General features: G+C 67.9%; 27 protein-coding genes. 16 read left to right on the forward strand and 11 right to left on the reverse strand.

Going from position 1 to position 26,132, the window contains the following annotated elements:
* Nucleotides 1–40 precede the first annotated feature (40 nt).
* Nucleotides 41–1,273 (forward strand): 5-demethoxyubiquinol-8 5-hydroxylase UbiM, encoded by a 1,233-nt coding sequence (gene ubiM / locus AC23D6_RS11680; RefSeq protein WP_487749429.1) that lies wholly within the window; start codon nt 41–43, stop codon nt 1,271–1,273.
* Between the two features lie 4 nt (nt 1,274–1,277).
* Here the strand turns inward: ubiM and AC23D6_RS11685 are convergent, their stop codons facing one another.
* The 7 genes from AC23D6_RS11685 to AC23D6_RS11715 all read right to left on the reverse strand — a co-directional run bounded on the left by AC23D6_RS11685 (nt 1,278) and on the right by AC23D6_RS11715 (nt 8,021).
* The gene (locus tag AC23D6_RS11685) at nt 1,278–1,820 is read right to left on the reverse strand and encodes an NADPH-dependent FMN reductase (RefSeq protein WP_487749430.1); all 543 of its coding nucleotides are present in this window, start codon (nt 1,818–1,820) and stop codon (nt 1,278–1,280) included.
* 30 nt (nt 1,821–1,850) lie between these two features.
* Complete coding sequence (locus AC23D6_RS11690) at nt 1,851–4,112, reverse strand: thiamine pyrophosphate-dependent enzyme (RefSeq protein ID WP_487749431.1); 2,262 nt, start codon at nt 4,110–4,112, stop codon at nt 1,851–1,853.
* Between the two features lie 13 nt (nt 4,113–4,125).
* Nucleotides 4,126–4,776 carry a glutathione S-transferase family protein gene (locus AC23D6_RS11695; protein ID WP_487749432.1) on the reverse strand — a complete coding sequence of 217 codons (651 nt, stop codon included), beginning with the start codon at nt 4,774–4,776 and terminating at the stop codon, nt 4,126–4,128.
* The gene (locus AC23D6_RS11700) at nt 4,766–5,254 is read right to left on the reverse strand and encodes a nucleotidyltransferase family protein (RefSeq protein ID WP_487749433.1); all 489 of its coding nucleotides are present in this window, start codon (nt 5,252–5,254) and stop codon (nt 4,766–4,768) included. Before AC23D6_RS11700 ends, AC23D6_RS11695 begins: the two co-directional genes overlap by 11 nt.
* Nucleotides 5,251–5,802, reverse strand: coding sequence for a GNAT family N-acetyltransferase (locus AC23D6_RS11705; protein ID WP_487749434.1), 552 nt, complete (start codon nt 5,800–5,802; stop codon nt 5,251–5,253). The genes AC23D6_RS11700 and AC23D6_RS11705 overlap by 4 nt, the downstream gene beginning before the upstream one ends.
* A 93-nt stretch (nt 5,803–5,895) precedes the next feature.
* A complete protein-coding gene (locus AC23D6_RS11710; RefSeq protein WP_245124111.1) occupies nt 5,896–7,059 on the reverse strand; it encodes an acyl-CoA dehydrogenase family protein in 1,164 nt (387 codons plus the stop codon).
* A gap of 149 nt (nt 7,060–7,208) precedes the next feature.
* On the reverse strand, nt 7,209–8,021 hold the full coding sequence (locus AC23D6_RS11715) for a glycine zipper 2TM domain-containing protein (RefSeq protein ID WP_487749435.1): 813 nt from the start codon (nt 8,019–8,021) through the stop codon (nt 7,209–7,211).
* A gap of 172 nt (nt 8,022–8,193) precedes the next feature.
* Here AC23D6_RS11715 and AC23D6_RS11720 point away from each other — a divergent pair, with 172 nt between their 5' ends.
* Both AC23D6_RS11720 and AC23D6_RS11725 read left to right on the forward strand, forming a co-directional pair.
* Entirely contained in the window at nt 8,194–8,418 is a 225-nt protein-coding gene (locus tag AC23D6_RS11720) for a DUF6116 family protein (protein ID WP_487749436.1), read from the forward strand.
* A 4-nt stretch (nt 8,419–8,422) separates the two neighbouring features.
* Entirely contained in the window at nt 8,423–9,190 is a 768-nt protein-coding gene (locus tag AC23D6_RS11725; RefSeq protein ID WP_487749437.1) for a TatD family hydrolase, read from the forward strand.
* On the opposite strand, the gene AC23D6_RS11730 is transcribed toward AC23D6_RS11725, so the two are convergent.
* Complete coding sequence (locus tag AC23D6_RS11730; RefSeq protein WP_487749438.1) at nt 9,171–9,983, reverse strand: tRNA threonylcarbamoyladenosine dehydratase; 813 nt, start codon at nt 9,981–9,983, stop codon at nt 9,171–9,173. The two genes, AC23D6_RS11725 and AC23D6_RS11730, sit on opposite strands and share 20 nt — an antisense overlap.
* 76 nt (nt 9,984–10,059) lie before the next feature.
* On the opposite strand from AC23D6_RS11730, the gene AC23D6_RS11735 reads away from it, so the two are divergent.
* Together AC23D6_RS11735 and AC23D6_RS11740 are read left to right on the forward strand one after the other, a co-directional pair.
* Nucleotides 10,060–10,500 carry a hypothetical protein gene (locus AC23D6_RS11735; RefSeq protein ID WP_487749439.1) on the forward strand — a complete coding sequence of 147 codons (441 nt, stop codon included), beginning with the start codon at nt 10,060–10,062 and terminating at the stop codon, nt 10,498–10,500.
* 142 nt (nt 10,501–10,642) lie between these two features.
* Nucleotides 10,643–11,119: a glycine zipper 2TM domain-containing protein gene (locus tag AC23D6_RS11740; RefSeq protein WP_487749440.1), complete on the forward strand. Its 477-nt coding sequence runs from the start codon at nt 10,643–10,645 to the stop codon at nt 11,117–11,119.
* Between the two features lie 91 nt (nt 11,120–11,210).
* Here AC23D6_RS11740 and AC23D6_RS11745 read toward each other — a convergent pair whose 3' ends face one another.
* Entirely contained in the window at nt 11,211–11,420 is a 210-nt protein-coding gene (locus AC23D6_RS11745; protein ID WP_093298942.1) for a cold-shock protein, read from the reverse strand.
* Between the two features lie 229 nt (nt 11,421–11,649).
* Between AC23D6_RS11745 and AC23D6_RS11750 the strand changes: the two genes are divergently transcribed.
* The 4 genes from AC23D6_RS11750 to AC23D6_RS11765 all read left to right on the forward strand — a co-directional run bounded on the left by AC23D6_RS11750 (nt 11,650) and on the right by AC23D6_RS11765 (nt 14,960).
* Nucleotides 11,650–12,135 carry a DUF456 domain-containing protein gene (locus AC23D6_RS11750; protein WP_487749441.1) on the forward strand — a complete coding sequence of 162 codons (486 nt, stop codon included), beginning with the start codon at nt 11,650–11,652 and terminating at the stop codon, nt 12,133–12,135.
* A 64-nt stretch (nt 12,136–12,199) separates the two neighbouring features.
* The gene (locus tag AC23D6_RS11755) at nt 12,200–13,384 is read left to right on the forward strand and encodes a phospholipase A (protein WP_487749442.1); all 1,185 of its coding nucleotides are present in this window, start codon (nt 12,200–12,202) and stop codon (nt 13,382–13,384) included.
* Nucleotides 13,384–13,803 (forward strand): arsenate reductase (glutaredoxin), encoded by a 420-nt coding sequence (arsC, locus tag AC23D6_RS11760; protein WP_487749443.1) that lies wholly within the window; start codon nt 13,384–13,386, stop codon nt 13,801–13,803. Before AC23D6_RS11755 ends, arsC begins: the two co-directional genes overlap by 1 nt.
* Nucleotides 13,804–13,850: 47 nt before the next feature.
* Entirely contained in the window at nt 13,851–14,960 is a 1,110-nt protein-coding gene (locus AC23D6_RS11765; RefSeq protein WP_487749444.1) for a sterol desaturase family protein, read from the forward strand.
* Nucleotides 14,961–15,078: 118 nt separating this feature from the next.
* On the opposite strand, the gene AC23D6_RS11770 is transcribed toward AC23D6_RS11765, so the two are convergent.
* Both AC23D6_RS11770 and AC23D6_RS11775 read right to left on the reverse strand, forming a co-directional pair.
* Nucleotides 15,079–15,714, reverse strand: coding sequence for a glutathione S-transferase family protein (locus AC23D6_RS11770; protein ID WP_487749445.1), 636 nt, complete (start codon nt 15,712–15,714; stop codon nt 15,079–15,081).
* Nucleotides 15,715–15,888: 174 nt separating this feature from the next.
* Complete coding sequence (locus AC23D6_RS11775; RefSeq protein ID WP_487749446.1) at nt 15,889–17,406, reverse strand: fumarate hydratase; 1,518 nt, start codon at nt 17,404–17,406, stop codon at nt 15,889–15,891.
* 113 nt (nt 17,407–17,519) lie between these two features.
* On the opposite strand from AC23D6_RS11775, the gene AC23D6_RS11780 reads away from it, so the two are divergent.
* The 7 genes from AC23D6_RS11780 (at nt 17,520) to AC23D6_RS11810 (ending at nt 26,070) form a co-directional block, all read left to right on the forward strand.
* Entirely contained in the window at nt 17,520–18,407 is an 888-nt protein-coding gene (locus AC23D6_RS11780; RefSeq protein WP_487749447.1) for an RNA polymerase sigma-70 factor, read from the forward strand.
* Between the two features lie 43 nt (nt 18,408–18,450).
* Complete coding sequence (locus AC23D6_RS11785) at nt 18,451–18,891, forward strand: carboxymuconolactone decarboxylase family protein (protein WP_487752627.1); 441 nt, start codon at nt 18,451–18,453, stop codon at nt 18,889–18,891.
* Nucleotides 18,892–18,925: 34 nt separating this feature from the next.
* Entirely contained in the window at nt 18,926–19,570 is a 645-nt protein-coding gene (locus AC23D6_RS11790; protein ID WP_487749448.1) for a trimeric intracellular cation channel family protein, read from the forward strand.
* A 106-nt stretch (nt 19,571–19,676) separates the two neighbouring features.
* Nucleotides 19,677–20,762, forward strand: a complete 1,086-nt coding sequence (locus AC23D6_RS11795) for a sensor histidine kinase (protein WP_487749449.1) — start codon at nt 19,677–19,679, stop codon at nt 20,760–20,762.
* 2 nt (nt 20,763–20,764) lie between these two features.
* Nucleotides 20,765–21,613: a LytR/AlgR family response regulator transcription factor gene (locus AC23D6_RS11800; protein WP_487749450.1), complete on the forward strand. Its 849-nt coding sequence runs from the start codon at nt 20,765–20,767 to the stop codon at nt 21,611–21,613.
* Between the two features lie 243 nt (nt 21,614–21,856).
* Nucleotides 21,857–24,952: an efflux RND transporter permease subunit gene (locus AC23D6_RS11805; protein WP_487749451.1), complete on the forward strand. Its 3,096-nt coding sequence runs from the start codon at nt 21,857–21,859 to the stop codon at nt 24,950–24,952.
* A gap of 20 nt (nt 24,953–24,972) precedes the next feature.
* Entirely contained in the window at nt 24,973–26,070 is a 1,098-nt protein-coding gene (locus tag AC23D6_RS11810) for an efflux RND transporter periplasmic adaptor subunit (protein WP_487749452.1), read from the forward strand.
* Nucleotides 26,071–26,132: the final 62 nt, after the last annotated feature.

Raw genomic sequence — 26,132 nt, forward strand, 5'->3', positions numbered from 1 at the left:
GTGCCTAGACTGGGGGTAACCCCGCGAGGAGCACGCGCGCATGCAACATGACGTCATGATCATCGGCGCCGGCCCGACGGGCCTGAGCCTGGCCAAGGCGCTCTGCGACCTGGACCTACGCGTGGCGCTGGTCGAACGGCAATCGCGTGCGGCGCTCGCCGAACCTGCTTTCGATGGGCGCGAGATCGCCCTGACGCATGCCTCCATGCGTCTGTTGCGCGATCTCGGCATCTGGCAGCACCTGCCGGAGGACGCGGGTTCTCCCCTGCGCGCGGCGCGCGTGATGGACGGCGATTGCCTGCACGGCATGCGCATCGAGGCCGGGCTCGCCGGCAAGGACCGGCTCGGCATGCTTGTGCCGAATTACCGTATCCGCGAAGCCGCATGGAAGGCCGTCAGTGATCTACCGGGCCTCGACCTCTTCGACAGCGCGCGCATTCACGCCGTGCATGCGACCGACGATCATGCCGGCGTCACCCTGGCCGATGGCTCGCGGCTGGAAGCGCCGTTGCTGATCGCCGCCGACAGCCGCTTTTCCGAGACGCGCCGCGCGATGGGCATCGGCGCGGACCAGCACGACTTCGGCAAGAGCATGCTCGTCTGCCGCATGCACCACGAACAGCCTCACCAGGGCGTGGCGTGGGAGTGGTTCGGGACGGGACAGACCTTGGCGCTGCTGCCGTTGCAGGAGCATGCGGCCTCCATCGTCGTCACCCTGCCCGACGCCGCGGCCCGGCGTCTGGCCGCGCTGGATGTGGACGCCTTCGCCCGCGAGATCGAACAGCGCTACGGCCACCGCCTTGGCCACATGAAGCTGGAAAGCAGCCGCCACGTGTATCCGCTGGTCGGTGTGTATGCGCGCCGGTTCGTCGGCCGCCGGTTCGCGCTAGCCGGCGATGCCGGGGTCGGCATGCATCCGGTCACCGCGCATGGGTTCAACCTCGGCCTGGCCAGCGTCGAACGTCTGGCATCGATGGCGCGCGAGGCCCTGCAACGCAACGGCGACCTGGGATGCGCCGAAGGGCTGGCGCGCTACGAACGCCAACACCGGCGCGGCACGCGCGCGCTGTACCTGGCCACGCGCGCGATCGTCGCGCTCTACACCGACGATCGGGTGCCGGCGCGGCTGATGCGCGAAGGGGTGCTGCGTGCGGGGCAGCGCCTGACCCCGTTCCGGCGTGCGCTCGCCGGCATGCTGGCCGCCGAGACGTCGGGCGAACGGCACCCGCTGCAACGGGTGCGCGATGGCCTGGCGCTGTTGCGCCCGGGCTGACGCCTCAGCCGAGCCAGGCCTCGAAGCGATCGAGGAACATCTGCAAGCGCTTGCGCAGGCGTTCGTCGAGGATCTCGCCGGACGCGTCGATCTGCCCTTCGCGGTACTGGATCGCGATCTCCGGCTGCGGCAGCACGGCGACATCGACCGCCGCCAGCACATTGCGCAGGTGCTGCTGCGCCGACACCGTACCGTGCGCACCTGGCGAGGTACCGATGATCGCTGCGCGCTTGCCGCCGAAGGAATTGCTGCCGCCGGGACGACTGCCCACGTCGATGGCGTTCTTCAGCACGCCGGGAATGGACCGGTTGTACTCCGGCGTGACGAACAGCAACGCATCGCAATCTTCCACCTGTCGCTTGAACGTTGAGCCCGCCACCGGAAAGTCCGCATCGTCGTCCTGGTCGTACAACGGCAAGTCGTCGATGCCGATCTCCTCGAAGACGAAACGGTCGCCCGCCATCACCCGCACGGCGCCGGCCAGTTGGCGATTGAAGGAAGCGGCGCGCAGGCTGCCGACGATGATGCCGATGCGGGGTGTGGCCATATCCGTTCCTCGATCAGAGCAAGGCCGCCATCATGCCAGCCGGTCGGCCGCGGCGACGATGTCCGCGTCGCCCGGCAGCACCAGGAAGGCGGCGCCGGCCAGCGGCGTGTAGGTATCAGCGCCGACGACGCGCTGGAACGGACGCGCGCGATACCCGGCTTCGGCGATCGCGGTGATGACGCCCTCGCCCACGCCGGCCGCCTGCCGGCCCTCGTCGACCACCAGGATGCGCTTGGCCGTCTTCGCCTGTTCGGCGATGAAGGCCGCGTTGAGCGGCACCAGCCAGCGCAGGTCGACCACGCGCACCTTCCAACCGTGTTTGCCTTCGATGGTCCGCGCCGCGCGCAGGCTCATCGGTACGCCATTGCCGTAGGTGAAGATCACCAGATCGTCCGCGCCTTCACCGTACACGCGCCCCTCGCCCAGGCTCATCGCCTCGTCCTGCGGCGGATACGGGAACAGCCACTGCCCGTCGCCGGTCTCGTACAGATCCTTGGTCATGTACAGCGCAATGGGCTCAAGAAAGACGGTGACGCGGCCGTCGACCTTCGCCAGGGCGGCCAGCGTGCGCAACATGGCGGCGGCATCGTCACCCCGCGATGGGCAGCCGACGACCAGGCCTGGGATGTCGCGCAGCGCGGTGATCGAGTTGTCGTTGTGGAAGTGACCACCGAACCCACGCTGGTATCCCAGACCGGCGATGCGGACGACCATCGGATTGCGATACTGGTCGTTGCTGAAGAATTGCAGGCTCGCGGCCTCGCCGCGGATCTGGTCGCAGGCGTTGTGGAAGTACGCCAGGTACTGGATCTCCGGCAGCGGCAGCATGCCCATGTTGGCGTAGCCCTGGGCCAAGCCGAGGATCATCGTTTCGTCCAACAGCGTGTTGAACACGCGGCTGCCCTTGAACGCCTTCTGCAGCCCCTTGGTGACGGTGTACACGCCACCCTTCTGCGCGACGTCCTCGCCGAATAGCAGCGTCTCCGGGTACTTGCAGAACAGGTCGTGCAGCGCGTTGTTGATCTGGATGGCGAGGTGCCGCGGCGGGAGTTTCTCCGGCAGCTTGTCCTCGCTACCGAATGCGGCCACGCGCACCTCGTGCGGGGCGACGCGGCGCGCTTCCTTCGCGACCTCGCGCGGACTGTAGGGGGCCAGCGGGGCCACCACGTCTTCCAGCGAGCCGATCTTGGGCCGGCGATCGGCTTCTTCGGCGGCGGCGAAGCAACGCTTGCGCGTGGCCTCGTACAACGCCAGCAACGACGCCTTCGTGTACAAGCCCGATGCCAGCGCGATGTCCGCGCTGCGCAACAACGGGTCGGTCGCTTCCACGGCGCACAGTTCTTCCAGCGGACGCCATTCGATTTCGAAATCGGTCCCCGCGTGGCCCATGATCCGGGTGGTGCGCAGGTGCAGGAACGTCGGCCGACGTGTGCGACGGCAATGCGCCACGGCCGCCTGCACCTGTCCGTAGCCGGCCGCCAAGTCCAGGCCATCGGCGTGGAAATAGTCCAAGTCCGCGCGGTCGCGGAAGTTGCGGCCGATCCAGCCATCCGGCGTCTTCACCGAGATGCCGATGCCGTTGTCCTCGCACACAAACAACACGGGCGCCGGCAGCTTCTGGTAGGCGGTCCATGCCGCCGCGTTGAATGCGGTCTGCGCGGTGGCGTGGTTGGAGGAGGCATCGCCGAAGGAACAGATCGCGATGCTGTCTTCGGGGATCGGCAGCGCATGGCCGATCCGGCGCGCCTGCTCGATCGCGATGGCCGTGCCCAACGCTTTGGGCAGGTGCGAGGCGATGGTCGAGGTCTGCGGCAGCACCCACAACGGCTTGCTGCCCCACACCTTGTGGCGGCCGCCGGACGCGGGATCTTCGGCGCTGGCCGCGAAACTCAGCGCCGAGTCCATCACCGGATCCATGCCGGGCAGCTTGCGGAAGCGCTCAGCCATGAAGCCGCCGCTGCGGTAGTGCAGGAAGGCGGGATCGGTATGGCGCGTCGCGCGCGCGACCATCGCGTTGCCTTCGTGGCCGCTGGAACCGATGGTGTAGAAGACCTTGTTCTGCACGCGCAACACCCGCGCCATCAGATCGAGGTGACGGCTGACCAGCTGCGACTCGAGCAGCTCGACGAAGCCGCGCGCGTCCAGCGCGCTACCGGGCAGGACGGGCTCGCCCGCTGCCGGCGCTGTATGCGCCTGGCCGTTCCACTCGCTGACGAATTCGATGAAGTTCTGGTCGCAGATCTCGGCCCGGTTCAGGCCCTTCATGCGTGCGGGGATCGCTTTCGACGTCATGTGCTCGCTCGGATCAGGAAGACGCCAGGCGCGCGGCGACATCGTCGATCACGCCCGGCATGGGAACGAAGCCCGGCGTGGCGCGCACGCGCGCCAACCAGTCGGTGATGCGCGGATACGCGGCCAGGTCGAAACCACCATCGTCCGCGCAGTGGGTATAGGCGAACAGCGCGATGTCGGCCACGCCATAGGCCGGACCGGTAAACCAGTCCGCCCGTTCGAGATGCTTCTCCATCACGGCCAGCGCCTGCGCGCCGCGCTCCTGCAGGCGAGGCAGATCCGCGCGACGCGGCGAATCCAGCGGAGTCCAGCCACGGATGAAGCGCGCGACCGCGATGTAGGGCTCATGGCTGTACTGCTCGAAGAACAGCCAGCTCAGCGCTTGCGCGCGCTGCCAGGCATCGGCCGGCAGGTAGGTGCTGCCCTCCGCCAGCCAACAGAGGATGGCGTTGGACTCCACCAGGACGGGGCCGTCAGCGCGCTCCAGCATCGGCACCTTGCCGTTCGGATTCTTCGCCAGATAGGCCGGCGTGCGGGTGCCGCCATTGGCGCTGTCGACTTCGATCCACGTGTAAGGGCGTCCCAGATGCTCGAGCAGCAGGCGCACCTTGTGGCAGTTGCCGGACGTGGACATGCCGTGGACGGTGACGGGCTCAGGTGACATATGGGCGCTCCGGCGACTGGGAAATGCGGGCGGCCTTGGCGAGATCCTTGTCGCGACCGAAGGCCAGCAGGATGCGGTGCTGGTCGGCCAGCGTCGGGATGCGTACCGCGTGACCGGCGATATCGATGCGCAGGTCTTCGTGCACATGGAGCGCCTGCCAGCCGCTGGCCGTCATCACCTCCAGACCACCCATGACTTCGAGCGGCATTGGCAGGTGCGTGAAGCGCGAAAAGGTGGAACGGAAGCGTGCTTCGTCCGCCGGCCGGAACATCGCATCGACATGATCGGACCACGCCTCGCGCAGCTTCAACGCATCGCTTCGACTGCACAGCACGTCGATGTCCTGCGGCTCGATGCCGGCCACGCCAGCGAGCGCCATGGCAGCGCTGCCGATGATCCACCACGGATCGCGGAAGGTCCGCGCCAGCTCCGGCAAGGCATCATGCAGGCCTGCGTGCAGCGCGGACGACGAGGTCACGGGTGCGCGGCCCTGCGTGCCCGCCACTGCGCGCGCGTCTGCCCCCAGACTTCCACCGGTTTCTCGTGGTGCGGTTCGGGCAGGCGATCCATCCGCAGGTAGGCCGATCCGAGTTTTGCCGCGACCGCCTTGGAGTTGGCGTTCTGCGGATCGATGGTATGGATCACCTCGTCCCAGCCCAGGTGGTCGAACGCCCAGTCGATGCTGGCCGTCGCCGCTTCCGGTGCATAGCCACGGCCCCAGGCCTCGCGTGCGATGCTCCAGCCCACCTCGGTGCCCGGCCAGCCTTCCGGCTGCCAAGGCCCTACCCGGCCGATCCAGCGGCCGCTGGCCTTCTCGACGACGGAGAACATGCCGAACCCCTGAAGGTGCCAGCTCCCCAGCGTCGCCGCCAGGCTGCGCCACGCCGGCGAACGCGCCTGCGTGCCCCCGATGTAGCGCATGGTCTCTTCATCGGTGGCGAACGCCGCCCACGCTTCGTAGTCCTCGCGCCGCGGCAACCGCAGCAGGAGGCGGGGGGTTTCGAGTCGCAGTTCGGAAAGGTCCATCGGTGCCATGTCGTCCCGTAACGGAAGGCCACCCCGCGTGCGGGCCCTGCCTTCCACGCGCATTACCGGCCGCACACAAGCTGCGGCGCGCTGTCAAAACGCGTTGATGCCTGTCAGCTCGCGACCGATCACCAACTGGTGCACGGTCTCCGTGCCTTCATAAGTGATGACTGATTCCAGGTTCAGCGCGTGGCGGATGGCGGCGTGTTCGGTGGTGATGCCGGCGCCGCCCAGCAGGTCGCGGCACTCGCGCGCGATGTCGATGGCCATGCGGCAGTTGTTCCACTTCGCCAGCGAGACCTGCTGCGGCGCCATCGTGCCGGCGTCCTTCAGGCGGCCCAGCTGCAGCGACAGCAGCTGCGCCAGGGTAATGCGGCGGGCCATCTCCGCCATCTTGATCTGCGCGCTCTGCGTGGCCGCGACGGGGCGGTCGAACAGGATGCGTTCCTTGGTGTAGGCCAGCACTTCGTCCAGGCAGGCGATCGCCGCGCCGATCGGGCCCCAGGTGATGCCGTAGCGCGCCTGGGTCAGGCAGCCCAGCGGGCCCTTGAGACCCTTCACGTTGGGCAGGCGACTGCTGTCGGGGACACGCACGTTGTCGAAGAACAGCGCACTGGTGACCGAGGCACGCAGGCTCATCTTGTGCTTGATCTCCTGCGCCGTGAAGCCGGCCATGCCTTTCTCGAGCAGGAAGCCCTGGATGCCTTCGTCGGTCTGCGCCCAGACGATGGCGATGTCGGCCAGGTTGCCGTTGGTGATCCACATCTTCGAGCCGTTGATCACCCAGTCGTCGCCGTCGCGGCGCGCATGGGTCTTCATGTTGGCCGGGTCGGAACCGCCGTGCGGTTCGGTCAGACCGAAGCAGCCGATCACCTTGCCCGCCGCCATGTCGGGCAGCCAGCGCTGGCGCTGCTCTTCGCTGCCGTAGGCGTAGATGGGATACATGCACAGCGAGGACTGCACGCTGACGAAGCTGCGGATGCCGCTGTCGCCGCGCTCGAGTTCCTGGCAGATCAGGCCGTAGCTGACCGCGTTGAGGCCGGCGCAGCCGTACTTCTCCGGGAGCGAGGAACCCAGCAGGCCCAGTTCGGCAATCTCCGGCACCAGTTCCTTCGGGAACCGACCCTGGTCGAAGGCGTCACCAATGATCGGGCGCACGCGCTCGTCGGTGAATCGGGCAACCGCGTCCTGGACGGCGCGCTCCTCTTCGCTCAGCAGGGAGCGGACATCGAACAGGTCGTACGGGTTCAGGGCCATCGCGCTTCAACCGGCATATGAGGTATCCGGCGATTGTATGCGGTGGCTATCGGGGGCGGTAAGCGCCAGTCCGCAAAGCGAAGGCCGGCGAAACGCCGGCCTTCGAGGGGTGCCACGTTGAAACGCAGGTCCCGGCCGGGACAGCGGGCTCAGCCCTGCTTGGGCGCATCCACACTGGCGGTCTGGGTCACGACCTGGCCATCGATCACCGGCAGGCGGGCGCCGGGCTCCTGTTCCATGCGAATGGTCTTTTCCTGACCTTCGAAGCGGTAGGTGACGTCGTAGCCGACGACCTTGTCCGTGGTGCCCAGCGCGATGCGGCTACCCGGCTTGCTGTCCATGCGCATCGTGCCGGTCGAGCCGTCCGGGTTGCGGTAGGTGACGTTGTAGCCGGTCACGCGCGAGGACTCGGACGTGGCGTTCTCGGTATGGCATTGGCGCTCGGTGCGGCTGACCACCTTGCCGCCCACGTGGCGCTTGTCCACCTGGTTGCCGATGGCGCCACCGGCGACGGCGCCGGCAACCGTGGCGGCCTTCTTGCCGCTGCCACTGCCCACTTGGTTGCCCAGCAGGCCACCGATCACCGCACCAGCCACCGTACCGCCGACGTTGCCGTCGCGCTCAGGCGCACGTTCCTGCACGACGACGTCCTGGCAGACCTCGCGCGGGGTGGTGCTGGTGGTCGTCTCGCGCACGGCCTCGGTGCCGATCACCGTGGCGTACAGCTTCTCCGAACTCGTCACCGGGGTGGACTTCACCACCTCGGCGTACTGCAGGGTGCCGACCGGGATCTGGTTGTCGGTCGACGCCGCGTCATCGGCGATCAGCGAGCCGTCCGCGGCCGTCACCAGACCATCGCCTGCCGGGCCCTTGTCGCCGCCCTTGAGGAAAGCCGCGGTGGCCACACCGCCCACCAGCAGCGCGCCGACGGCGACAAGAATCGTTGTGGTATTGCTCTTCATCGCTGCCTCCAAGTCGGGCCGTGCCCGGTTCACATTGGTCATCATTGCACCACTGCGAACCTGAACCAAGTACCCGCGAACGGCCACGAAAAACAACGGAAAATGAACGATTCCGTGACCTCCCGATCATGCTAGCGTGACGCCCATCCCAACGCGTTCGAGTGCCGACGCCATGCCCAATCCCATCCTGCTGCCCTTCCTCGATTGGGCGCGCAAGCTGCGCTACCCCACGCTGTTCAAGATCACCGCGGCGCTGTTCGTGGTCACGCTGTTCCTGCCGGATCCGGTGCCGTTCGTGGACGAGATCCTGTTCGGCCTGGGCACGTTGTTGCTGGCCAACTGGAAACGGAGGAAGGACCCGCCCTCCTCGCTCGAGGCCCCCGACGCCCGTCGCTGACCCCATGCTGGTTGACAGCCACAGCCACTTCGATGCGCCCGAGTTGGACGCCGATCGCGCGTCCGTGCTGGCACGTGCGCGCGCCGCCGGAGTGACGCGCCAGGTGGTGCCTGCCGTGACGGCGGCTTCGTGGCCGAAACTGCGCGATGTCTGCGCGCAGGATGCCGGCCTGTTCGCCGCCTATGGCTTGCACCCGATGTACCTGTCCGAACATCGGCCCACCCACCTTGAAGACCTGCGCACCTGGATCGAACGGGAGAAGCCCGTCGCCGTCGGCGAATGCGGCCTCGATTTCTTTGTGGAAGGGCTGGATGCGGAGACGCAGCAGGAGTACTTCGATGGCCAACTTCGGCTGGCGCGCGAGTTCGACCTGCCGGTGATCGTCCATGCGCGCCGTGCGGTGGATGCCGTGATCGCGTCGATCCGGCGGATCGGCGGTCTGCGCGGCGTGGTGCACAGTTTTTCCGGCAGCCCGGAACAGGCGAAACAGCTATGGCAGGCCGGCTTCCTGATCGGCCTGGGCGGACCGGTGACCTACGATCGCGCCAACCGGCTGCGCACGCTCGCCACGACGATGCCGCTGGACTACCTGCTGCTGGAAACCGATTCGCCGGACCAGCCGGACTCAGGCATCCGCGGCCAACGCAACGAACCGGCGCGATTGCCGGTGATCCGCGACGTCATCGCCGGGCTGCGCGGTGTCGCACCCGACGAGATCGCTCGGCTTACTACCCGGAACGCGGAGCGCCTCTTCAGGCTGCCGTCGCACTGACGGAGCGGGATTTCTTCAGCAGCAGTTCCAACGCCTTGCCCACCATCGCGAACGCGAAGGCACCGGTGATGTGCGTCGCCGCGCCCAAGCCTACGCCGCAATCCAGCTTCAACGCCGCATCAGCTCCCAGCTGCGGGCGAAGGCCGCACACGCTGCCGTCGGCCTGCGGATAATTGACGTTCTCCAACGAGTAGACCGCCTGTACGCCGAAATAGCGGCCGCGGTTCTTCGGGAAGTTGAAGTCTGAGCGCAACTTCTTGCGCACCAGCGCGAGCAACGCGTCGTGCTCGGTGCGCGAGAGGTCGCGCAGGCGGATCTGGGTGGGATCGGTGCGCCCTCCAGCCGAGCCGGAGACCACGATGGGCAGTTTCCGCCGACGGCACCAGGCGATCATTTCCACCTTCACGCGAAAGCTGTCGCAGGCGTCGAGCACCAGGTCGAACTCACGATCCAGCAACTCGCGCATGTTGGAGGCCGTGAGGAACTGCGGCACGATCTCGACATCGACCAGAGGATTGATCGCGCGGCAGCGCTCGGCCATCGCCTCGGCCTTGTTGCGGCCATACTGGCCTTCCAGCGCCGGCAACTGCCGGTTGGTGTTGGACACACAGATGTCGTCGGCATCGATCAACGTGAGGTGGCCGACGCCCGAGCGGGCCAGCGCTTCGACCACCCACGACCCTACGCCGCCCATGCCGACGATGGCCACGCGCGAAGCCGCGTAGCGTTCCGTCGCGCCTACGCCGTAGAGGCGGTCGATGCCGGCGAAGCGGTCTCTGAGTTCTTTCTTCATCTCACTAGTGTAAGCCGTGGCGCGAACCGTGACGGCCGTCGTACCATCGCCCTGTCATCCATCAGGAGCCCGCCGCATGGCCAGCCAGCCCGAGACCAAGAAGCCGTCCGCCGCTTCGCGCTACTTCTTCCTCTTCCTGATCGGCCTGGTGGTGGGCGCCATCTGCACGGTGATGGCGATGCGCGCGCTGCAGGCGCGCCAGGACCCCTTCCCGCACAGCGTCATGCACGTGATGGGCAAGCATGCCGGCCAGTTGGCGGACAAGGTGAAGGAAAACCGCTGTGCGGCCACGGACACGATTCCGCACGTGCGCACGCTGCGCGCGATGGCGAACGATCTCGAACTGGCGTTCCCCGGCCTGGCCGACGACGCCCGCTTCAAGAGCCACACCAGCCAGTTCCGCGCGGACCTGGACGCCGCCCTCAGTGCGCCGCCGACCGATTGCGCCGCGGCAGCCACGCTGGTCGACAAAGTGGGCGCGGACTGCAAGGCCTGCCATCAGGACTTCAAGGGATGACGGCGGCCTCACGCCTCTGAATCACACCTAACAATCGGGCCGCGCAAGCGGCCCGATTGTCATCACGTTCACGCGCGGGTGCGGAGCATGCGACCGAAGGACCCGACCTACGGCGGGCTCCATCGCACATAGGAGGCTTCCCATGAAAATGCGTCTGCTCGTCATCGGCCTGACCGCCACCGTCGCCCTCGCCGGTTGCGCCAGCACCTCTCCGGGTTATGGCAGCAGCGGTTACGGCAGCGGCGGTTACAGCGCCCCGGCCAGTCGCTACTGCGCGGACTGCGGCATCGTCGAACGCATCGACGTCGTCTCCTCGGGCCGCAGCGCACCGTCAGCGACGGGCGCCGTGCTCGGCGGCATCGTCGGTGCGGTGGCGGGTCGCCAGATCTCCGACCGTACGGGCGGCAGCGAGGGCAACAAGAACGTGTCCACGGTCGCTGGTGCGGTGGCTGGCGCGGCGGCCGGCAACGCCATCCAGAAGCGCACGACCGGCGACACCTACAACGTCACCGTACGCATGGACGATGGTCGCCGCGTGACCATCAACCAGCACGATCTGGGGGGCATCCGCGAGAACACCTACGTCCGCGTCCAGAACGGCCGCGTGGTCCTGCGCTGAGTTCCGCCCCCGCAGACAAAGAAAAAGCCCGGCATCTGCCGGGCTTTTTCATGCGGAGCCCGCGCCGGGCGCGGTACGCATCACCTCAATGTCAGACAGGCTGCACCGCATCCGCCTGCAGGCCCTTCTGGCCCTGCACGACGGTGAAGCTGACCTTCTGGCCTTCCTTCAGGCTCTTGAAACCCTGGGTCTGGATGGCGCGGAAGTGCACGAACACGTCTTCGCCATTTTCCCGGCTGATAAAGCCGAAGCCTTTGGCATCGTTGAACCATTTCACGGTTCCGGTTTCACGCTCGGACATCTAGTTGCTCCTTGGAACGGGTGGTGGTTACGCCTCTCGGCGGCTGGTTGCAAGGAGGACACGAGGTACAAGCGATGCAGCGGATCATGGATCTACCCCATCAGGCCACGGTGCACGGTGACCTTGGCAACGACAGCGGCCGCACAGTAACCCGGCATTTGGCAAAATGCAAACGCCTCCGCGAAAAAGTCAACCCCCCGCCAAGCCCTTGATTCCCTAGGAGAATTGTTTGGACATCCAGTATCTGTATTACGCCGCGGCCGTCGTGCTGATCCTCGTGGGCATCGCGGGAGTGATCCTGCCCGCCCTCCCCGGCCTGCCTCTGGTGTTCGCCGGCATGCTGCTGGCGGCCTGGGCCGGTGATTTCCAGCAGATCGGCTGGGTCACGCTGGTGGTCCTGGGCCTGCTGACGGCGCTCTCGTTCGCCGTCGACATCTTCTCCACCGCCATCGGCGCGCAGCGGGTGGGCGCCAGCAAGAAGGCCCTGCTGGGCACCGTCATCGGGACCTTCGCCGGCCTGTTCTTCATGCCCATCGGCCTGCTGGCCGGCCCCTTCATCGGTGCGCTGGTGGGTGAGCTTTGGCACGGGCGCGAGTTTCGCCAGGCGACCAAGGTCGGCCTGGCCACCTGGTTGGGCATCGTGCTGGGCGTAGTGCTGAAGCTGGGGCTCGCGTTCGCGATGCTCGGCCTGTTCGTTTTCGCCTGGATCTTCTGACATCCGTCCGCCTTCCACGCGCCGGCTGGCAGAATGGTCCCGCCCCCACTGCACGAGCCCTTGCATGACGCATCGCATCCGACTGCTGCCGCTGGTCATCGGTGTTACCTACGGACTGGCTGCCCATGCGCAGGAAAGCGCGCCCGTGGCGACACCGGCCGAAGCCTGCTTCTCCCTGGAGAACGACGCGGCGCGCTTGGCCTGTTACGACGGCGCGCTCGGACGCACCGCCGCCGACACCCGTCGGGCCGATGAGGAAGCGGTGGCCGCGAAGGAGGCAGAAGCCGCTGCCCGGGCCAAGGCCCGCGCCGAGGCACGGGCTGCCGCCGAAGCGCAGGACCCGGATCTCGCCCTGAGCGAGCGCACCCGCCGCCGGCTGGGTGCCTGGTTCCGCGCCGACGATCCGGAGGATGCCGACCTGATCGCCAATGCCGGACGCGGCTCGTTGCTCGACAGTCGCTGGGAACTGGCCAAGGACTCCAAGCTGGGCGTGTTCCAGTTGCGCGGCTACAAGCCGCTGTACCTGTTGCCGGCGTTCTGGACCAGCCGGGTCAACGAAACGCCCACTTCCCCCAACCCCGACAACACGGTGACCGAGCCGCAGGCACTGCAGGACATCGAGGCCAAGTTCCAGCTCAGCTTCAAGACCAAGTTCGCCGAGAACCTGTTCGGCGACAACGGCGACATCTGGGGCGCGTACACCCAGAGCTCGCGCTGGCAGGTCTACAACGGCGAGGAGTCGCGCCCGTTCCGCGAGACCAACTACGAACCGGAAGTGATGCTGGTGTTCCGCAACAACTACAGCATCGCCGGTTGGAAGGGCCGCATGGCCGGCATCGGCATCAACCACCAGTCCAACGGCCGCAGTGATCCGCTCTCGCGCAGCTGGAACCGCGTGATCGCCACCATCGGCCTGGACCGCGAGAACTGGGCGTTCGTCGTGCGGCCGTGGTACCGCGTGCCCGACGGTAACGATGACGACAACCCGGACATCGAGGATTACATCGGCCGTGGCGACGCGATGCTGACCTATGCGAAAGGCGGCCACGTTTTCACTGTGCTGGGACGGCACTCGCTGCGGGGCGGCGACGATTCGCACGGCGCGTTGCAGGTGGATTACGGCTTCCCGATCAACCGCACCTTCCGCGGCCATGTGCAGGTCTTCCATGGTTACGGCGAAAGCCTGATCGACTACAACCACAAGGCCACCTACCTCGGCCTGGGCATCTCGCTGTTGGACTGGTACTGATGGACGAAGTGACGATCTACCACAACCCCGCGTGCGGCACATCGCGCAACACGCTGGGACTGATCCGCAACGCCGGCATCGAACCGCGTGTCATCGAGTACCTGCGGACACCGCCGGATCGCGCCACGCTGCTGGCGCTGATCGCCGCCATGCAGGTCCCCGTGCGCGACGTCGTACGCACGAAGGAGGCGCTCTACGCCGATCTCGGCCTGGCTGACGCATCGGATGCCGCGCTCGTGGATGCGATGCTGGTCCATCCGGTGCTGATCAACCGTCCCATCGTGGTCACGGCGTTGGGCACGAAGCTCTGCCGCCCCTCGGAAGCGGTGCTCGACATTCTGCCGCAGCCGCAGCGCGGTGCCTTCAACAAGGAAGACGGCGAGCCGGTCGTGGATGCGGCCGGAAATCGCATCGGCTGACGTAAGATCGGGCGCAGGACCCGTACCGCCTGCCAAGGAAGCCGCCCATGCCCCGACCGCGCCGTTCGTTCTTCGCGTATGCCTCCGCCATGCTGGGCTTGCTCAGCCTGATGGCGGTGCTGTGCTTCCACTACCCCGAACTGCTGACGAGCAAGGAATTCCGCGCAGCCTATAACGAACAGTTCGCCCGCCACCTGTTGCTGGTGGGCCTGGTCGCGGCGTTCGTGCTGGGCACCCTGGCCATCCTGCGCGACCGCAACAAGCGCATCGCCCTGATCGGCGTGGGCAGCGCGACGCTTGCCGTGCTGCTGGGCGGCACCAACGTGCAGTTCGATGCCATCGGCAAGACCCCGTACTCGCTGGGGCTGGACTGGTTCGTCATCTCGCTGTTCTTCTCGGCGCTGGTGTTCGTGCCGCTGGAGCACTACCTGGGCAAGCGCCGCCTATCGCCACTGCGGCCGGGCTGGCGTACCGACGTGGGCTACTTTTTCATGAGCCACGTGCTGGTGCAGTTCATCCTGATCCTGGTGACGGCGTCCACGTCGATGATCGCCGGCTTGGCCGCATTCCCGGCGCTGAAGGACGCGATCCAGTCGCTGCCGGTCTGGGCGCAGTTCCTGATCGCCGTCTTTGTCGCCGATCTCGCCCAGGCGCTGCTGCACCGCGCCTACCACAACATTCCGTGGCTCTGGCGCTTCCACGCGGTCCACCATTCCAGTCGCGAGATGGATTGGCTGGCCGGTTCGCGCATCCACCTCGTCGAGATCGTGCTGACCCGCAGCGCGGTGCTGCTGCCGCTGCTGGTGCTCGGTTTCTCGACACCGGCGGTGAACGCCTACGTGATCCTCGTCGGTCTGCAGGCGGTGCTGGCACACGCCAACCTCGGCATCCGCTTCGGCTGGCTGGAGTATCTGTTGGTGCTGCCGCGCTACCACCACTGGCATCATGCCCGGCACAAGGACTACCTGGACGTGAACTACGCCATCCACCTGCCGCTGGTGGACATGCTGATGGGCACCTTCAAGCTGCCGCCGAAGCAGGAAGCGTGGCCGGAAGAGTACGGCGTGATGAAGCTGGAGACGGTGCCGCGCGGCCTCCTGCGCCAGCACCTGATGCCGTTCCAGGGCGGCAGGAAGTTCGACGAATACGTGGATTGAGCGGGCGTGGTGATGGTCGATGTGGGAGCGACGTAAGTCGCGAGCTTTTTCCATCGGCCCGCGTGGATTCAGCCTCGGAGCTTCGCGACTTACGTCGCTCCCACAGGACGCATCTCCACTACGTCCAATCGGTCAGCCCTTCGCGGGCATAGACTTCCTTGAAGCTCGGCAGCGCCTTCATGCGCTGCGCGTGGGCCTGCAGCACCGGCCAGGTGTCGGTGGGCTTCGGCATGTTGCGCGACCAGCGCATCAGCATCGTCAGCAGGAAGTCGGCCGCGGTACGTTGCGTGCCCAGCAGGTACGGGCCGTGCGCTTCGAGGTGGTCCGCCACCTGCCCCCACGCCTTTTCCAGCTTCGCCCGCGCATGGTCCTGGGTCGCCTGCACATTGGCCTCGCCGGCGATCTCGTCCGAGTAGAACCACGCGCGGTACGCCGGCATCAGCGTGTTGGCGCAGAACAGCATCCAGCGGTAGTACTGCGCACGTTGTGTGCTCGCCACCGCCGGCGCCAGGTCGGCGCGCGGGTGCGTATCGGCCAGATGCATCAGGATGGCGGCGGTCTCGGTGATCACCTGCCCGTCCATCACCAGCGTAGGCACCACGCCGGCGGGATTGAGCTTCAGGTAGTCGTCCGATTTCTGATCGCGCCTGTCGAAATCCAGTTCATGCAGTTCATGCGGGATGCCCAGCTCGATCAGCAGCCAGTGGACGACCAGGCTGGCGGTGCTACGGGAGTAATACAACGTAGTAGACATGCAGTGGCTCCTGGAACTGAAAGCCCCTCTCCCCGCGGCGACCGAAGGAAGTCCCTGTGGGAGAGAGGGGTTGGGGTGAGGGGCGACGAAGGTCAGGAAGACTGCGAGCGCACCGGCTTCGTTCGCCCCTCATCCGCCTTCGGCACCTTCTCCCGCAGGGAGAAGGGACCAGCGTCAGGCCACCACCACCGGAATCTTCCCGATCCGCGCCTGCCATTCCTTCGGCCCGGTGTTGTGCACCGAGGTGCCTTGCGAATCGACCGCCACGGTCACCGGCATGTCCTGCACGGTGAACTCGTAGATCGCCTCCATGCCCAGGTCGGCGAAGCCGACGACCTTCGCCGCCTTGATCGCCTTGGACACGAGGTACGCCGCACCGCCGACCGCCATCAGGTAGGCCGACTGGTGCTTCTTGATCGCCTCGATCGCCGCCGGGCCGCGCTCGGCCTTGCCGACCATGCCCAGCAGGCCGGTCTGCGCCAGCACCTGCTCGGTGAACTTGTCCATGCGGGTGGCGGTGGTTGGGCCAGCAGGGCCGACGACCTCGTCGCGCACCGGATCGACCGGGCCGACGTAGTAGATGAAGCGGCCCTTCAGGTCGACCGGCAGCGGCTCGCCCTTGTTGAGCATGTCGACCATGCGCTTGTGCGCGGCGTCGCGACCGGTCAGCAGCTTGCCGTTGAGCAGCAGCACTTCGCCCGGCTTCCAGCTGGCTACGTCTTCGCGCGTCAGCGTGTCGAGATCGACGCGGCGGCCCTTGGAGGCGTCGTAGGTCAGCTCCGGCCAGTCTTCCAGCGAGGGCGGGTCCAGCATCACCGGGCCACTGCCGTCGAGGGTGAAGTGCGCATGGCGGGTGGCGGCGCAGTTCGGGATCATCGCGACCGGCAGGTTCGCCGCGTGGGTCGGGTAATCCTTGACCTTGATGTCGAGCACGGTGGTCAGGCCACCCAGGCCCTGCGCACCAATGCCCAGCGCGTTGACCTTCTCGTACAGCTCCAGCCGCAGTTCTTCGGCACGGTTGGACGGACCGCGCGCCTGCAGGTCGGTGATGTCGATGGGCTCCATCAGCGATTCCTTCGCCAGCAGCATCGCCTTCTCGGCGGTGCCGCCGATGCCGATGCCGAGCATCCCCGGCGGGCACCAGCCGGCGCCCATCGTCGGGACGGTCTTCAGCACCCAGTCGACGATGGAATCGGACGGGTTGAGCATGGCGAACTTCGATTTCGCTTCCGAACCACCGCCCTTCGCGGCGACGATCACATCGACGGTGTTGCCGGGCACGACCTTCACGTTCACCACGCCCGGCGTGTTGTCCTTGGTGTTGGTGCGCTTGCCGGCCGGGTCGGCCAGCACGCTGGCGCGCAGCTTGTTGTCCGGGTGGTTGTAGGCGCGGCGCACGCCTTCGTGGACCATCTCCTCCACGCCCATCGTGGCGTCGTCCCAGCGCACGTCCATGCCGATCTCGAGGAACACGGTGACGATGCCGGTGTCCTGGCAGATCGGGCGGTGGCCCTCGGCGCACATGCGCGAATTGATCAGGATCTGGGCGATGGCGTCCTTGGCCGCCGGGGATTCCTCGCGCTCGTAGGCGGCGGCGAGGTTCTGGATGTAGTCGACCGGGTGGTAGTAGCTGATGTACTGCAGGCCATCGGCGATGGACTGGATGAGGTCTTCTTGCTTGATCGAGGTCATGGGGCGGAATGCCGGAGCTGCCGGTGGGGTCGCGGGCGGAAGCCGCCATTTTAGGCCAAAGTGACACGCCGCCCGGCTGTCACGGGCGGGCGCCCTCGCCCGTCTTTGGTCGCATGAACGCCGAAAACACCTTCGAAACCCACCGCCCCCGGCTGTTCGGGCTCTCCTACCGCCTGCTCGGCAGCCGCAGCGATGCCGAAGACGTGGTCCAGGACACCTGGCTGCGCTGGCAGCAGGCCGACAAGACGGGCATCCGCGACCCCGAGGCCTGGCTGGTCACCGCCGCCACCCGCCTGGGCATCGACCGCCTGCGCGCCGCGCGCGTGCAGCGCGAGCACTACACCGGCCCCTGGCTGCCCGAGCCCAGCGAGATCGACGAAGCGCCCGGCCCCGAGCGCACCGCCGAGGTGTCCGAACAGGTCTCGCTGGCGTTCCTGGCGGTGCTGGAGCGGCTGGGCCCGGAAGAACGCGCGGCCTTCCTGCTGAAGGAGGCCTTCGACTACGACTACGCGCAGATCGCGCCCCTGCTGGGCCAGAGCGAAGCGAACTGCCGGCAGATGGTCCACCGCGCGCGCGAACGCGTGCAGGCGGGGCGTCCGCGCTTCGATGTGCCGCCGGAGAACCATCGCCGCCTGCTGGAGCGCTTCATGCAGGCCGCCCGCCGTGGCGACCAGCCGGCCATCACCGCCCTGTTGCGGGAAGACGCGCTACTGGTCTCCGACGGCGGCGGCAAGGCGCTGGCCGTCATCCGCCCGCTGCTGGGCGCGATCCGCATCGCGCGGCTGTTCTGGGCTGCGTACCGCCGGCAGGACCCCGCCATCGCCTGGCGCATGGGCACGGTGAATGGGGAACCGGCGATCCTGCGCTACCGCGATGGCGTACTGGTGGCGGTGATGGTCGCGATGAGCGACGGCGAGCGCATCAGCGAGATCTTCACCGTCGCCAATCCGGACAAATTGGGCAGGGGTGTCACGGCGAAGGACAGTGGCGCGTCCTGGTAGCGAAGGTGGCCATCGTGGCCGCCATTGAGGCACCGCCATGAGCATGAAATTCCATCGCGTCGATTACCCCAAGCACGTCCCGGAGGCCTTCCGCGGCCTGTACGCCACCAGCACCGCCGTCCATAACGGTGTGCTGGGCAAGGAGTTCCTCGAACTCATCTTCCTGCGCGTCTCGCAGATCAACGGCTGCGCCTACTGCATGGACATGCACAGCAGCGCACTGGTCAAGGCCGGGGTGGAGTCGCGCAAGCTGCATACGCTGGCCGGCTGGCGCGACAGCCGCTTCTTCGATGCCCGCGAAGGCGCCGCGCTGGCCTGGGCCGAACAACTGACCACGCTGCCGTCCGGCGCGCCGGCCGACGCCACCTACGAGGCGCTGAAGGCGCACTTCGACGAACACGGCATCGCCGAGCTGACCATGGCGGTGGCGACGATCAACGCCTGGAATCGCCTGGGCGTGGGCATGCAACCGGTCCTGCCCTGACCCCAGAGCCGATCCAGGCGGCACAATGGGCACCATGGAAACCCTGGTGCTCATCCTCGACCTGGTCGGCACGTTCGTGTTCGCGCTCAGCGGCGCCACCCTGGGCGTGCGTCGCCGGCTCGACATCTTCGGCGTGCTGGTGCTGTCGTTCATCGCCGCGACCGCTGGCGGCATCACCCGCGACCTGCTGATCGGCGCCACGCCGCCCGCTGCGCTCAGCGACTGGCGCTATCCCGTCACCTCGCTGGCCGCCGGCGTGGTGACGTTCTTCCGCGCGCCGCTGATCGAAAAGCTCCGCAATCCCGTGCGCCTGTTCGACGCGATGGGCTTGGCGCTGTTCGCCGTGGCCGGAACCCGGAAGGCACTCGAATACGGCATCTCGCCCCCGATGGCCGCGGCGATGGGCATGCTGACCGGCATCGGCGGCGGTATCGCGCGGGACCTGCTGCTGGCGCAGGTGCCGCTGGTGCTGCGCGCCGAACTTTACGCGGTCGCGGCGCTGGCCGGCGCGCTGGTGGTGGCGCTGGGCCATTGGCTGTCGCTGCCTGCCCTGCCCTGCGCCCTGGTCGGTGCCGGACTGTGTTTCGGCCTGCGCATGATGGCGGTGGCTTACGGATGGCACCTGCCGGTCGCCCTGCAGTCCGGCGGCGACGGCGAACCGCCCGGCCCGCTGCGCTGAAGCGCGTCCCGTGCGCCCAAGCGTGCACGGGGGCCGATGAGCCGTGCGGCAGCGGAGCACGCATGGCTTTAGCATGGCGGCACCTGCGTCCGTCCCGTCTTCCGTCATGGCCATCGCCGCCTCCCGCTCCCTCGACATGCCCCGCCAGCAGGCCTTCTGGCTGCTGCACCTGGGCGGCTGGGGCGCCTACTTCGCGCAGGGCTGTCTGTACGCGGTCGCGCACGGCAAGCCGTCCGGCTACTGGGTGGTGCCGCTGACGGCGACGATCACCGGCGCCGTGGTCACCCTGGGCCTGCGCTACCTGCTGCGGGCCTGCTGGGGCCTGCCGCCGCGCCGGCTGCTGGCGGTGATGATGCCGGCCATCCTGCTCAGTTCGGCCACCATCGATTTCGTCACCCGCGAAGCGCTGGTGGACTTCTGCGAAACCTGCCGGCCGTCCACGCGGTTGGAATTCCTCGCTTATTCGCTGGGCTATATCTACGTCGTCCTGGCCTGGGTGGGCGCCTACATGGGCATCAAGTACTACCGCCAACTGCAGGGCGAGACCCAGCGCGCGCTCGCGGCGCGCAGCATGGCCCACCAGGCGCAGTTGAAGATGCTGCGCTACCAGCTCAACCCACATTTCCTGTTCAACACGCTCAACGCCATTTCTACGCTGATCCTGGACCGCGACAACGCCACCGCCAACCGCATGGTGCAGGGCCTGTCGTCGTTCCTTCGCCACTCGCTGGACAACGACCCGATGCAGCGGGTCACGCTGCGCCAGGAACTGGACGCGCTGACGCTCTACCTGGACATCGAGAAGATCCGCTTCGCCGAGCGCCTGCGCATCGAGACGGACATCGACGAGGACTGCTGGCGCGCGTTGCTGCCCAGCCTGCTGCTGCAGCCGCTGGTGGAGAACGCCATCAAGTACGCCGTTGCCAAACAGGTCGCCGGCGGGCTGCTGCGCATCGAAGCCGAACGCGACGGCGAGCAACTGGTGCTGCGCGTCATCGACGACGGCCCGGGCTGCGGCAGCCTGGAAGGCAGCCAGCTGCCGCCGGGCAAGGGCGTGGGCCTGCGCAATACGCGCGAGCGCCTGCACGTGCTGTATGGCGAGGCGGGCGGCTTTTCGGTCCGCAACCGCGAGCGCGGCCTGGAAGTGTCGCTGCGCCTGCCGTTCGAAACCTCGCAGACCCTCGGGGACTAAGCATGGACAGCCACGCCCGCATGCCCCCCGCCCCGCGCCTGCGCGCGCTGATCGTCGACGACGAGCCGCTCGCGCGCCGCGGACTGGAGATTCGTTTGGCCGCGCATCCCGACATCGAGATCGTCGGCCAGTACGGCGACGGTGCCGCGGCGATCGCGGGCCTGCGCGAGCACCGCCCGGACCTGATGTTTCTCGATGTGCAGATGCCGGGCATGGACGGGTTCCAGACCCTACGCGCGATTCCCGCCAACGAGCTGCCGCTGGTGGTGTTCGTCACCGCCTACGACCACTACGCGATACGCGCGTTCGAGGCCTCGGCCACCGACTACCTGCTGAAGCCGGTCGAGGATTCGCGCCTCGCCCAGGCGCTGGCCCGCGTGCGCCAGGCACGCGCGCAGCGCGAAGCCAGCGGCCATTGCGCCCACCTGCTCGGCCTGCTGGGCGAGCTCAGCGGCCGGCCGCCGTTGGACCTGGACGAAGCCCTGAAGCCCGACGCACTCGACCTGCTGCGCCGCGAAGAGAAACTCGCCGTGCGCGACGGCGGCCGCACCGTGCGCGTGGACCTGCACAGCATCCGCTGGATCGACGCGGCCGGCGACTACATGTGCATCCATGTGGATGGCGACGACGCCAACGGCACCACCTTGATCCTGCGCGCGACCATGCGCGAACTGGAAAAGCAGCTGGACCCGCAGCGTTTCCCGCGCATCCACCGCTCCACCATCGTCAATGCCCGCCGCGTGGTGGAAATGCGCCCGCACACGAACGGCGAAAGCTTCCTGCGCCTGGACTGCGGGCAGGAACTCAAGCTTTCCCGCAGCCATCGCGACAAGCTGGCGGTGTTGTTGTAAGCCTCCTCTGCTTCTTGTGGGAGCGACGTAAGTCGCGATGACGCACCTTGATACGGCCATCGCGACTTACGTCGCTCCCACAACAGCTGTGCTCCACCTGCGTAACGCGCATTCTCGACCCTCGGTTCGCCGCACCGCGTCCACCGCTCGCCGCAATGCGGCGCCGCGCATGACTTCCGGGCCATAGCGCCGTCTGCCGCTGCGCGCATCGTGCGCACCGCCGTAGCCAAGGTCGCCCGTACGATGAAACTCACCGAAGCCTCCCTGCGCAATCCCGCCGCCGTCGCCGTGGTGGTGGCGATGGTCTGTGCGTTCGGCCTGCTGAGCCTGGGCAAGCTACCGCTGCAGCTGTTCCCGGACATCGAGCGCCCGCAGATGTCGATCCAGACCGGCTGGCGCGCTGCTTCCCCGCAGGAGATGGAATCGGAGATCGTCGAGCCGATCGAGACGGTGATGCAGGGATTGCCCGGGCTGGAGGAGATGGCCTCCAACGTCAACGCCGGCAACAGCTTCATCAACCTGACCTTCGCCGTGGGCAGCGACATGGACGCGATGCTGGTGGAAGTGCTGTCGCGGATGAACCGCCTTCAGCCGCTGCCCCGCGATGCCACGCCCCCCGTGGTCCAGGCGGGTGCGGATAACGCCAACAATTCGCTGACGTATTTCTTCGTGCAGAAACTGCCCGGCACCCGGGGCGATATCCTCGACTACCGGCAGTTCATCGAAGATCGCATCGTGCCGCGGCTGACGTCGGTCGACGGCGTGGCCGGCGTCGAGATCAACGGCGGCGCGGAAGAAGAACTCACCATCACCCTTGACCTCGCGCGCGCGGCGACGCTCGGCATCCAGATCCCGGAGGTCGCGGCGGTCGCCGCGCGCGCCACCGACGTCTCCGGTGGCGTGGTCGAAGCCGGGCGTCGCGAATACGTGCTGCGCTTCGCCGGCCGCTATTCGCCGGACGCGATGGGCAACCTGATCCTCGCCTGGCGCGACGGTCGGCCGGTGCGCCTGGCCGATGTGGCCACCGTCGAGGTCAAGCGCCCCGAGCAACGTTTCTTCGCCTACCAGAACGGCAATCCGGCCATCGGCCTGCGCATCCTGCGCGAAAGCGGCGCCAACGTGCTCGACACGCTGGACGAGGTCAAGCAGGTGGTCGCCGAGGTGCGCGAGCAGGAACTGAAGCCGCTCGGCCTGGACATCGCCCAGAGCTTCGACGCCTCGGTGTTCATCAACCGCGCGCTCGGCCTGCTGTCCGGCAGCCTGACCGCCGGCGTGCTGCTGGCAGTGGGTTGCCTGTGGTGGTTCCTGCGCGACGTGCGCGCCACCGCCCTGATCGCCTGCGCCATTCCCATCTCGCTGCTGGCCACCTTCATCGTGCTGCAGCTGACCGGCCGCAGCCTCAACGTCATTTCGCTGGCCGGGTTGGCCTTCGCCGTGGGCATGGTGATGGACGCGGCGGTGGTGGTCGCCGAGAACATCGTGCGCCTGCGCGAACAGGGGCTGTCGGCGACGCACGCCGCCCTGGAAGGCACGCGCCAGGTCGGCGGTGCGTTGGTCGCATCCACCCTCACCACGGTGGCGGTGTTCCTGCCGGTGATCTTCATGGAAGACGTCGAAGGCCAGCTCTTCGCCGATCTCGCGCTGACCATTTCCATCGCCGTCGGCATCTCGCTGTTGATCGCCGTCACCGTACTGCCTGCGGCCGCCGGCAGCTGGCTGCGCACGCGCCCGGGCGAAGAACGGCAGCACCGGTTCTGGTCGCGCCTCAGCGACTGGGCGCTGAAGACCACCGAGGGCCGGACACGCCAGTTGGGTTGGGTTGGCGCGCTGGTACTGGCGCCCGCCCTGCTCGCGGCGGTGCTGATGCCTCAGATCGATTACCTGCCGCCGGTGAAGCGCGCTGCCGTCGATGCCTTCTTCAATTTCCCGCCCGGGATGAGCCCGGAGCGCGTGAACCGCGAGATCGCGCCGGTCCTGCTGGAACGCATGCGCCCCTACATGGACGGCGAGAAAGGCCCGCAGCTGAGCAACTGGTACCTCAACCTGTGGCCAGGCGGCGGCACGCTGGGCGCGCGCGTGGTGGACCCGGACGACATCGGCGAGCTCGAGCGCATCGTCCGCGACGAGATCGTGGTCGGCTTCCCGGATACGCGCGCCTTCGCCAGCGAAGGCGACCTGTTCGGCAGCTTCGGCGGCTCCGCACGTGCCATCGCCATCCACCTGCAGCACAGCGACGGCGATGCACTGGCGCGCGCCGCGGAGACGGGGCGCAAGGCGTTGTCCGACCGTTTCGCCGGCGCCAACGTGCAGGCCTGGCCCAGCGCGGACGGCGGCACGCCGGAGTTGCGCGTCAATCCCGACGATCGCCGCCTGGCCGAGGCCGGCTGGCGCCGCCCCGAACTGGGCACCGTGGTGCGTACGCTGGGCGACGGCCAATGGCTGGGCGAGCACTTCGACGGCGATCGCCGCCTGGCCATCATCCTGCGTAGCAACGGCGAGGACGACATCGCGCGCTTGGGCGCCGCGCCGCTGGCCACACCGCAGGGCGGCGTGCTGAGCCTGGCCGAGCTGGCGCAGGTGGACACGGTGCTGGCTCCCAACCAGCTGCGCCGCATCGACCGTCGTCGCACCGTCACCCTCACTGTGGACCCGCCGGCGGCGATGTCGCTGGAAGAAGCGCTCGACATCGTCGACGACGAGATCGTGCCCACCCTGCGCGACGCGCTGCCGCCCGACGCCGCGATTCGTATCTCCGGCAGCGCCGACCGGCTGGGCGAAGTGGTGCGCAGCATGGGCCTCAACTTCGCGATGGCGCTGGTGGTGCTGTTCATGCTGATGGCGGCGATGTTCCGCTCGCTGCGCGACAGCCTGTTCGTCATGGCGACGCTGCCGATGGCGGTGCTGGGCGGCGTGGCCGGCCTGCGCGTACTCGACCTCGCGGCCGGGCAGACGCTCGACCTGCTGTCGATGATCGGCTTCATCATGCTGCTGGGCATGGTGATCAACAACGCGATCCTGCTGGTCGCGCAGACGCGCGAGGCGCAGGCCGAAGGTGCCTCGCTGGACGACGCACTGAAGCAGGCCCTGGAACAGCGCCTGCGTCCGATCCTGATCGCCGCCCTCACCGGCGTGCTCGGCGCGCTGCCGATGGCGATCAATCCTGGGCCCGGCGCGGTGATCTACCGCGGACTGGCCGCCGTGTCCGTGGGCGGCGTCGCGCTGAGCCTGCTGTTCACCGTGGTGCTGGTGCCGGCGCTGCTGCGCCTGGCCGGACGCACCGCGCCCACGCGTGCGGCATTGCCGACCGGTGACGCACCGCTGCCCCATCCCGTGTCCTGACCCCTGCTCCGGAGCTCCCCATGCGTACCCTGCACAAGTCCCTGATCGCCCTTGCGCTGGCCGGCGTCCTCGCCCTCCCCCTGCTTCGCCTGGACGCCGATGCCAGCGCCCCTGCCGCCACGCCGGAACCGCCTCCGGCCATCGTCAGCGTCGCGCCCGCGATCAGCACGGACTTCGCGCCGCGCCATTGGGCGCCCGGCAGCATCATCAGCCGCCAGGACGCGCGCGTAGCCAGCGAGCGCGAAGGCCGCGTGTTGCAGGTGGCCGAGGTCGGGCAGCGCGTGCGTGCCGGCCAGGCGCTGGCGGTGCTGGACGACACCACGCTGCGCCTGCGCGAGCGCGAAGGAGAGGCGGACCTGGCCCGCATCCAGGCCCAGCTGGACCTCGCCGCGCGGCAGGAGCAGCGCTATGCGCAGTTGGCAGCGCAGCAGAACATCGCGCGTTCGCAGTACGAACAGCTGCGCGCCGACCGCGACGTGCTGGCGCAGGAGCGCGCGCGTGCGCAGGCCCAGCTCGCCCAGATCCGCCACCAGCGCACGCAGATGGTGGTACGCGCGCCGTTCGACGGCGTTGTCGCCGAGCGCCACACCCAGCGCGGCGAATACCTGGTCACCGGCGCATCCGTGGCGCGCCTGGTGGATACCGCGGCGCCTGAAGTACGCGTGCGTGCGCCCGTGGACCTCGCCCGCCATCTGGAGCGCGGCACCCTCGTACGCGTGCGCACCGGCGGCGGCGAGCGCGACTACCCGGTCAGCGCGCTGGTGCCGGTGGGCGATGAAGCCTCGCGGCAGTTGGAACTGCGCATCGCGGTGCGCGACCTGCAGGCACCGGTCGGCACCGCGGTCGACGTGGGCCTGCCGAGCGCGGAGACCCGCACGGTCGTCGCCGTGCCACGCGATGCGGTGATCCTGCGGCGCGAGGGCGATTTCGTGCTGCGCGTGGACGCTGCCGGCAAGGCCGAGCGCCTGCCGGTGAAAACCGGCGCGACGGTGGACGATCTGGTCGAAGTCAGCGGCGACGTGCATGCCGGCGACCGCCTGATCGTGCGCGGCGGCGAGCGTGTCGAGCCCGGACAGGCCGTCTCCGTGCAGGCGCAGCCGACGCTGGCCATGCGCTGAGGCTCATCACCTCGGGATCGATGTCCGGACGCGACGGCGCATCACGCGTTCACTGACGCCGA

This window comes from Pseudoxanthomonas sp. G3 (assembly GCF_057654715.1).

Coding starts and splice junctions, on each gene's coding strand:
- ubiM (WP_487749429.1), top strand. CDS start 41: ATGCAACATGACGTCATGATCATCGGCGCCGGCCCGACGGGCCTGAGC.
- AC23D6_RS11685 (WP_487749430.1), bottom strand. CDS start 1,820: ATGGCCACACCCCGCATCGGCATCATCGTCGGCAGCCTGCGCGCCGCT.
- AC23D6_RS11690 (WP_487749431.1), bottom strand. CDS start 4,112: ATGACGTCGAAAGCGATCCCCGCACGCATGAAGGGCCTGAACCGGGCC.
- AC23D6_RS11695 (WP_487749432.1), bottom strand. CDS start 4,776: ATGTCACCTGAGCCCGTCACCGTCCACGGCATGTCCACGTCCGGCAAC.
- AC23D6_RS11705 (WP_487749434.1), bottom strand. CDS start 5,802: ATGGACCTTTCCGAACTGCGACTCGAAACCCCCCGCCTCCTGCTGCGG.
- AC23D6_RS11710 (WP_245124111.1), bottom strand. CDS start 7,059: ATGGCCCTGAACCCGTACGACCTGTTCGATGTCCGCTCCCTGCTGAGC.
- AC23D6_RS11715 (WP_487749435.1), bottom strand. CDS start 8,021: ATGAAGAGCAATACCACAACGATTCTTGTCGCCGTCGGCGCGCTGCTG.
- AC23D6_RS11720 (WP_487749436.1), top strand. CDS start 8,194: ATGCCCAATCCCATCCTGCTGCCCTTCCTCGATTGGGCGCGCAAGCTG.
- AC23D6_RS11725 (WP_487749437.1), top strand. CDS start 8,423: ATGCTGGTTGACAGCCACAGCCACTTCGATGCGCCCGAGTTGGACGCC.
- AC23D6_RS11730 (WP_487749438.1), bottom strand. CDS start 9,983: ATGAAGAAAGAACTCAGAGACCGCTTCGCCGGCATCGACCGCCTCTAC.
- AC23D6_RS11735 (WP_487749439.1), top strand. CDS start 10,060: ATGGCCAGCCAGCCCGAGACCAAGAAGCCGTCCGCCGCTTCGCGCTAC.
- AC23D6_RS11740 (WP_487749440.1), top strand. CDS start 10,643: ATGAAAATGCGTCTGCTCGTCATCGGCCTGACCGCCACCGTCGCCCTC.
- AC23D6_RS11745 (WP_093298942.1), bottom strand. CDS start 11,420: ATGTCCGAGCGTGAAACCGGAACCGTGAAATGGTTCAACGATGCCAAA.
- AC23D6_RS11755 (WP_487749442.1), top strand. CDS start 12,200: ATGACGCATCGCATCCGACTGCTGCCGCTGGTCATCGGTGTTACCTAC.
- arsC (WP_487749443.1), top strand. CDS start 13,384: ATGGACGAAGTGACGATCTACCACAACCCCGCGTGCGGCACATCGCGC.
- AC23D6_RS11765 (WP_487749444.1), top strand. CDS start 13,851: ATGCCCCGACCGCGCCGTTCGTTCTTCGCGTATGCCTCCGCCATGCTG.
- AC23D6_RS11770 (WP_487749445.1), bottom strand. CDS start 15,714: ATGTCTACTACGTTGTATTACTCCCGTAGCACCGCCAGCCTGGTCGTC.
- AC23D6_RS11775 (WP_487749446.1), bottom strand. CDS start 17,406: ATGACCTCGATCAAGCAAGAAGACCTCATCCAGTCCATCGCCGATGGC.
- AC23D6_RS11780 (WP_487749447.1), top strand. CDS start 17,520: ATGAACGCCGAAAACACCTTCGAAACCCACCGCCCCCGGCTGTTCGGG.
- AC23D6_RS11785 (WP_487752627.1), top strand. CDS start 18,451: ATGAAATTCCATCGCGTCGATTACCCCAAGCACGTCCCGGAGGCCTTC.
- AC23D6_RS11790 (WP_487749448.1), top strand. CDS start 18,926: ATGGAAACCCTGGTGCTCATCCTCGACCTGGTCGGCACGTTCGTGTTC.
- AC23D6_RS11795 (WP_487749449.1), top strand. CDS start 19,677: ATGGCCATCGCCGCCTCCCGCTCCCTCGACATGCCCCGCCAGCAGGCC.
- AC23D6_RS11800 (WP_487749450.1), top strand. CDS start 20,765: ATGGACAGCCACGCCCGCATGCCCCCCGCCCCGCGCCTGCGCGCGCTG.
- AC23D6_RS11805 (WP_487749451.1), top strand. CDS start 21,857: ATGAAACTCACCGAAGCCTCCCTGCGCAATCCCGCCGCCGTCGCCGTG.
- AC23D6_RS11810 (WP_487749452.1), top strand. CDS start 24,973: ATGCGTACCCTGCACAAGTCCCTGATCGCCCTTGCGCTGGCCGGCGTC.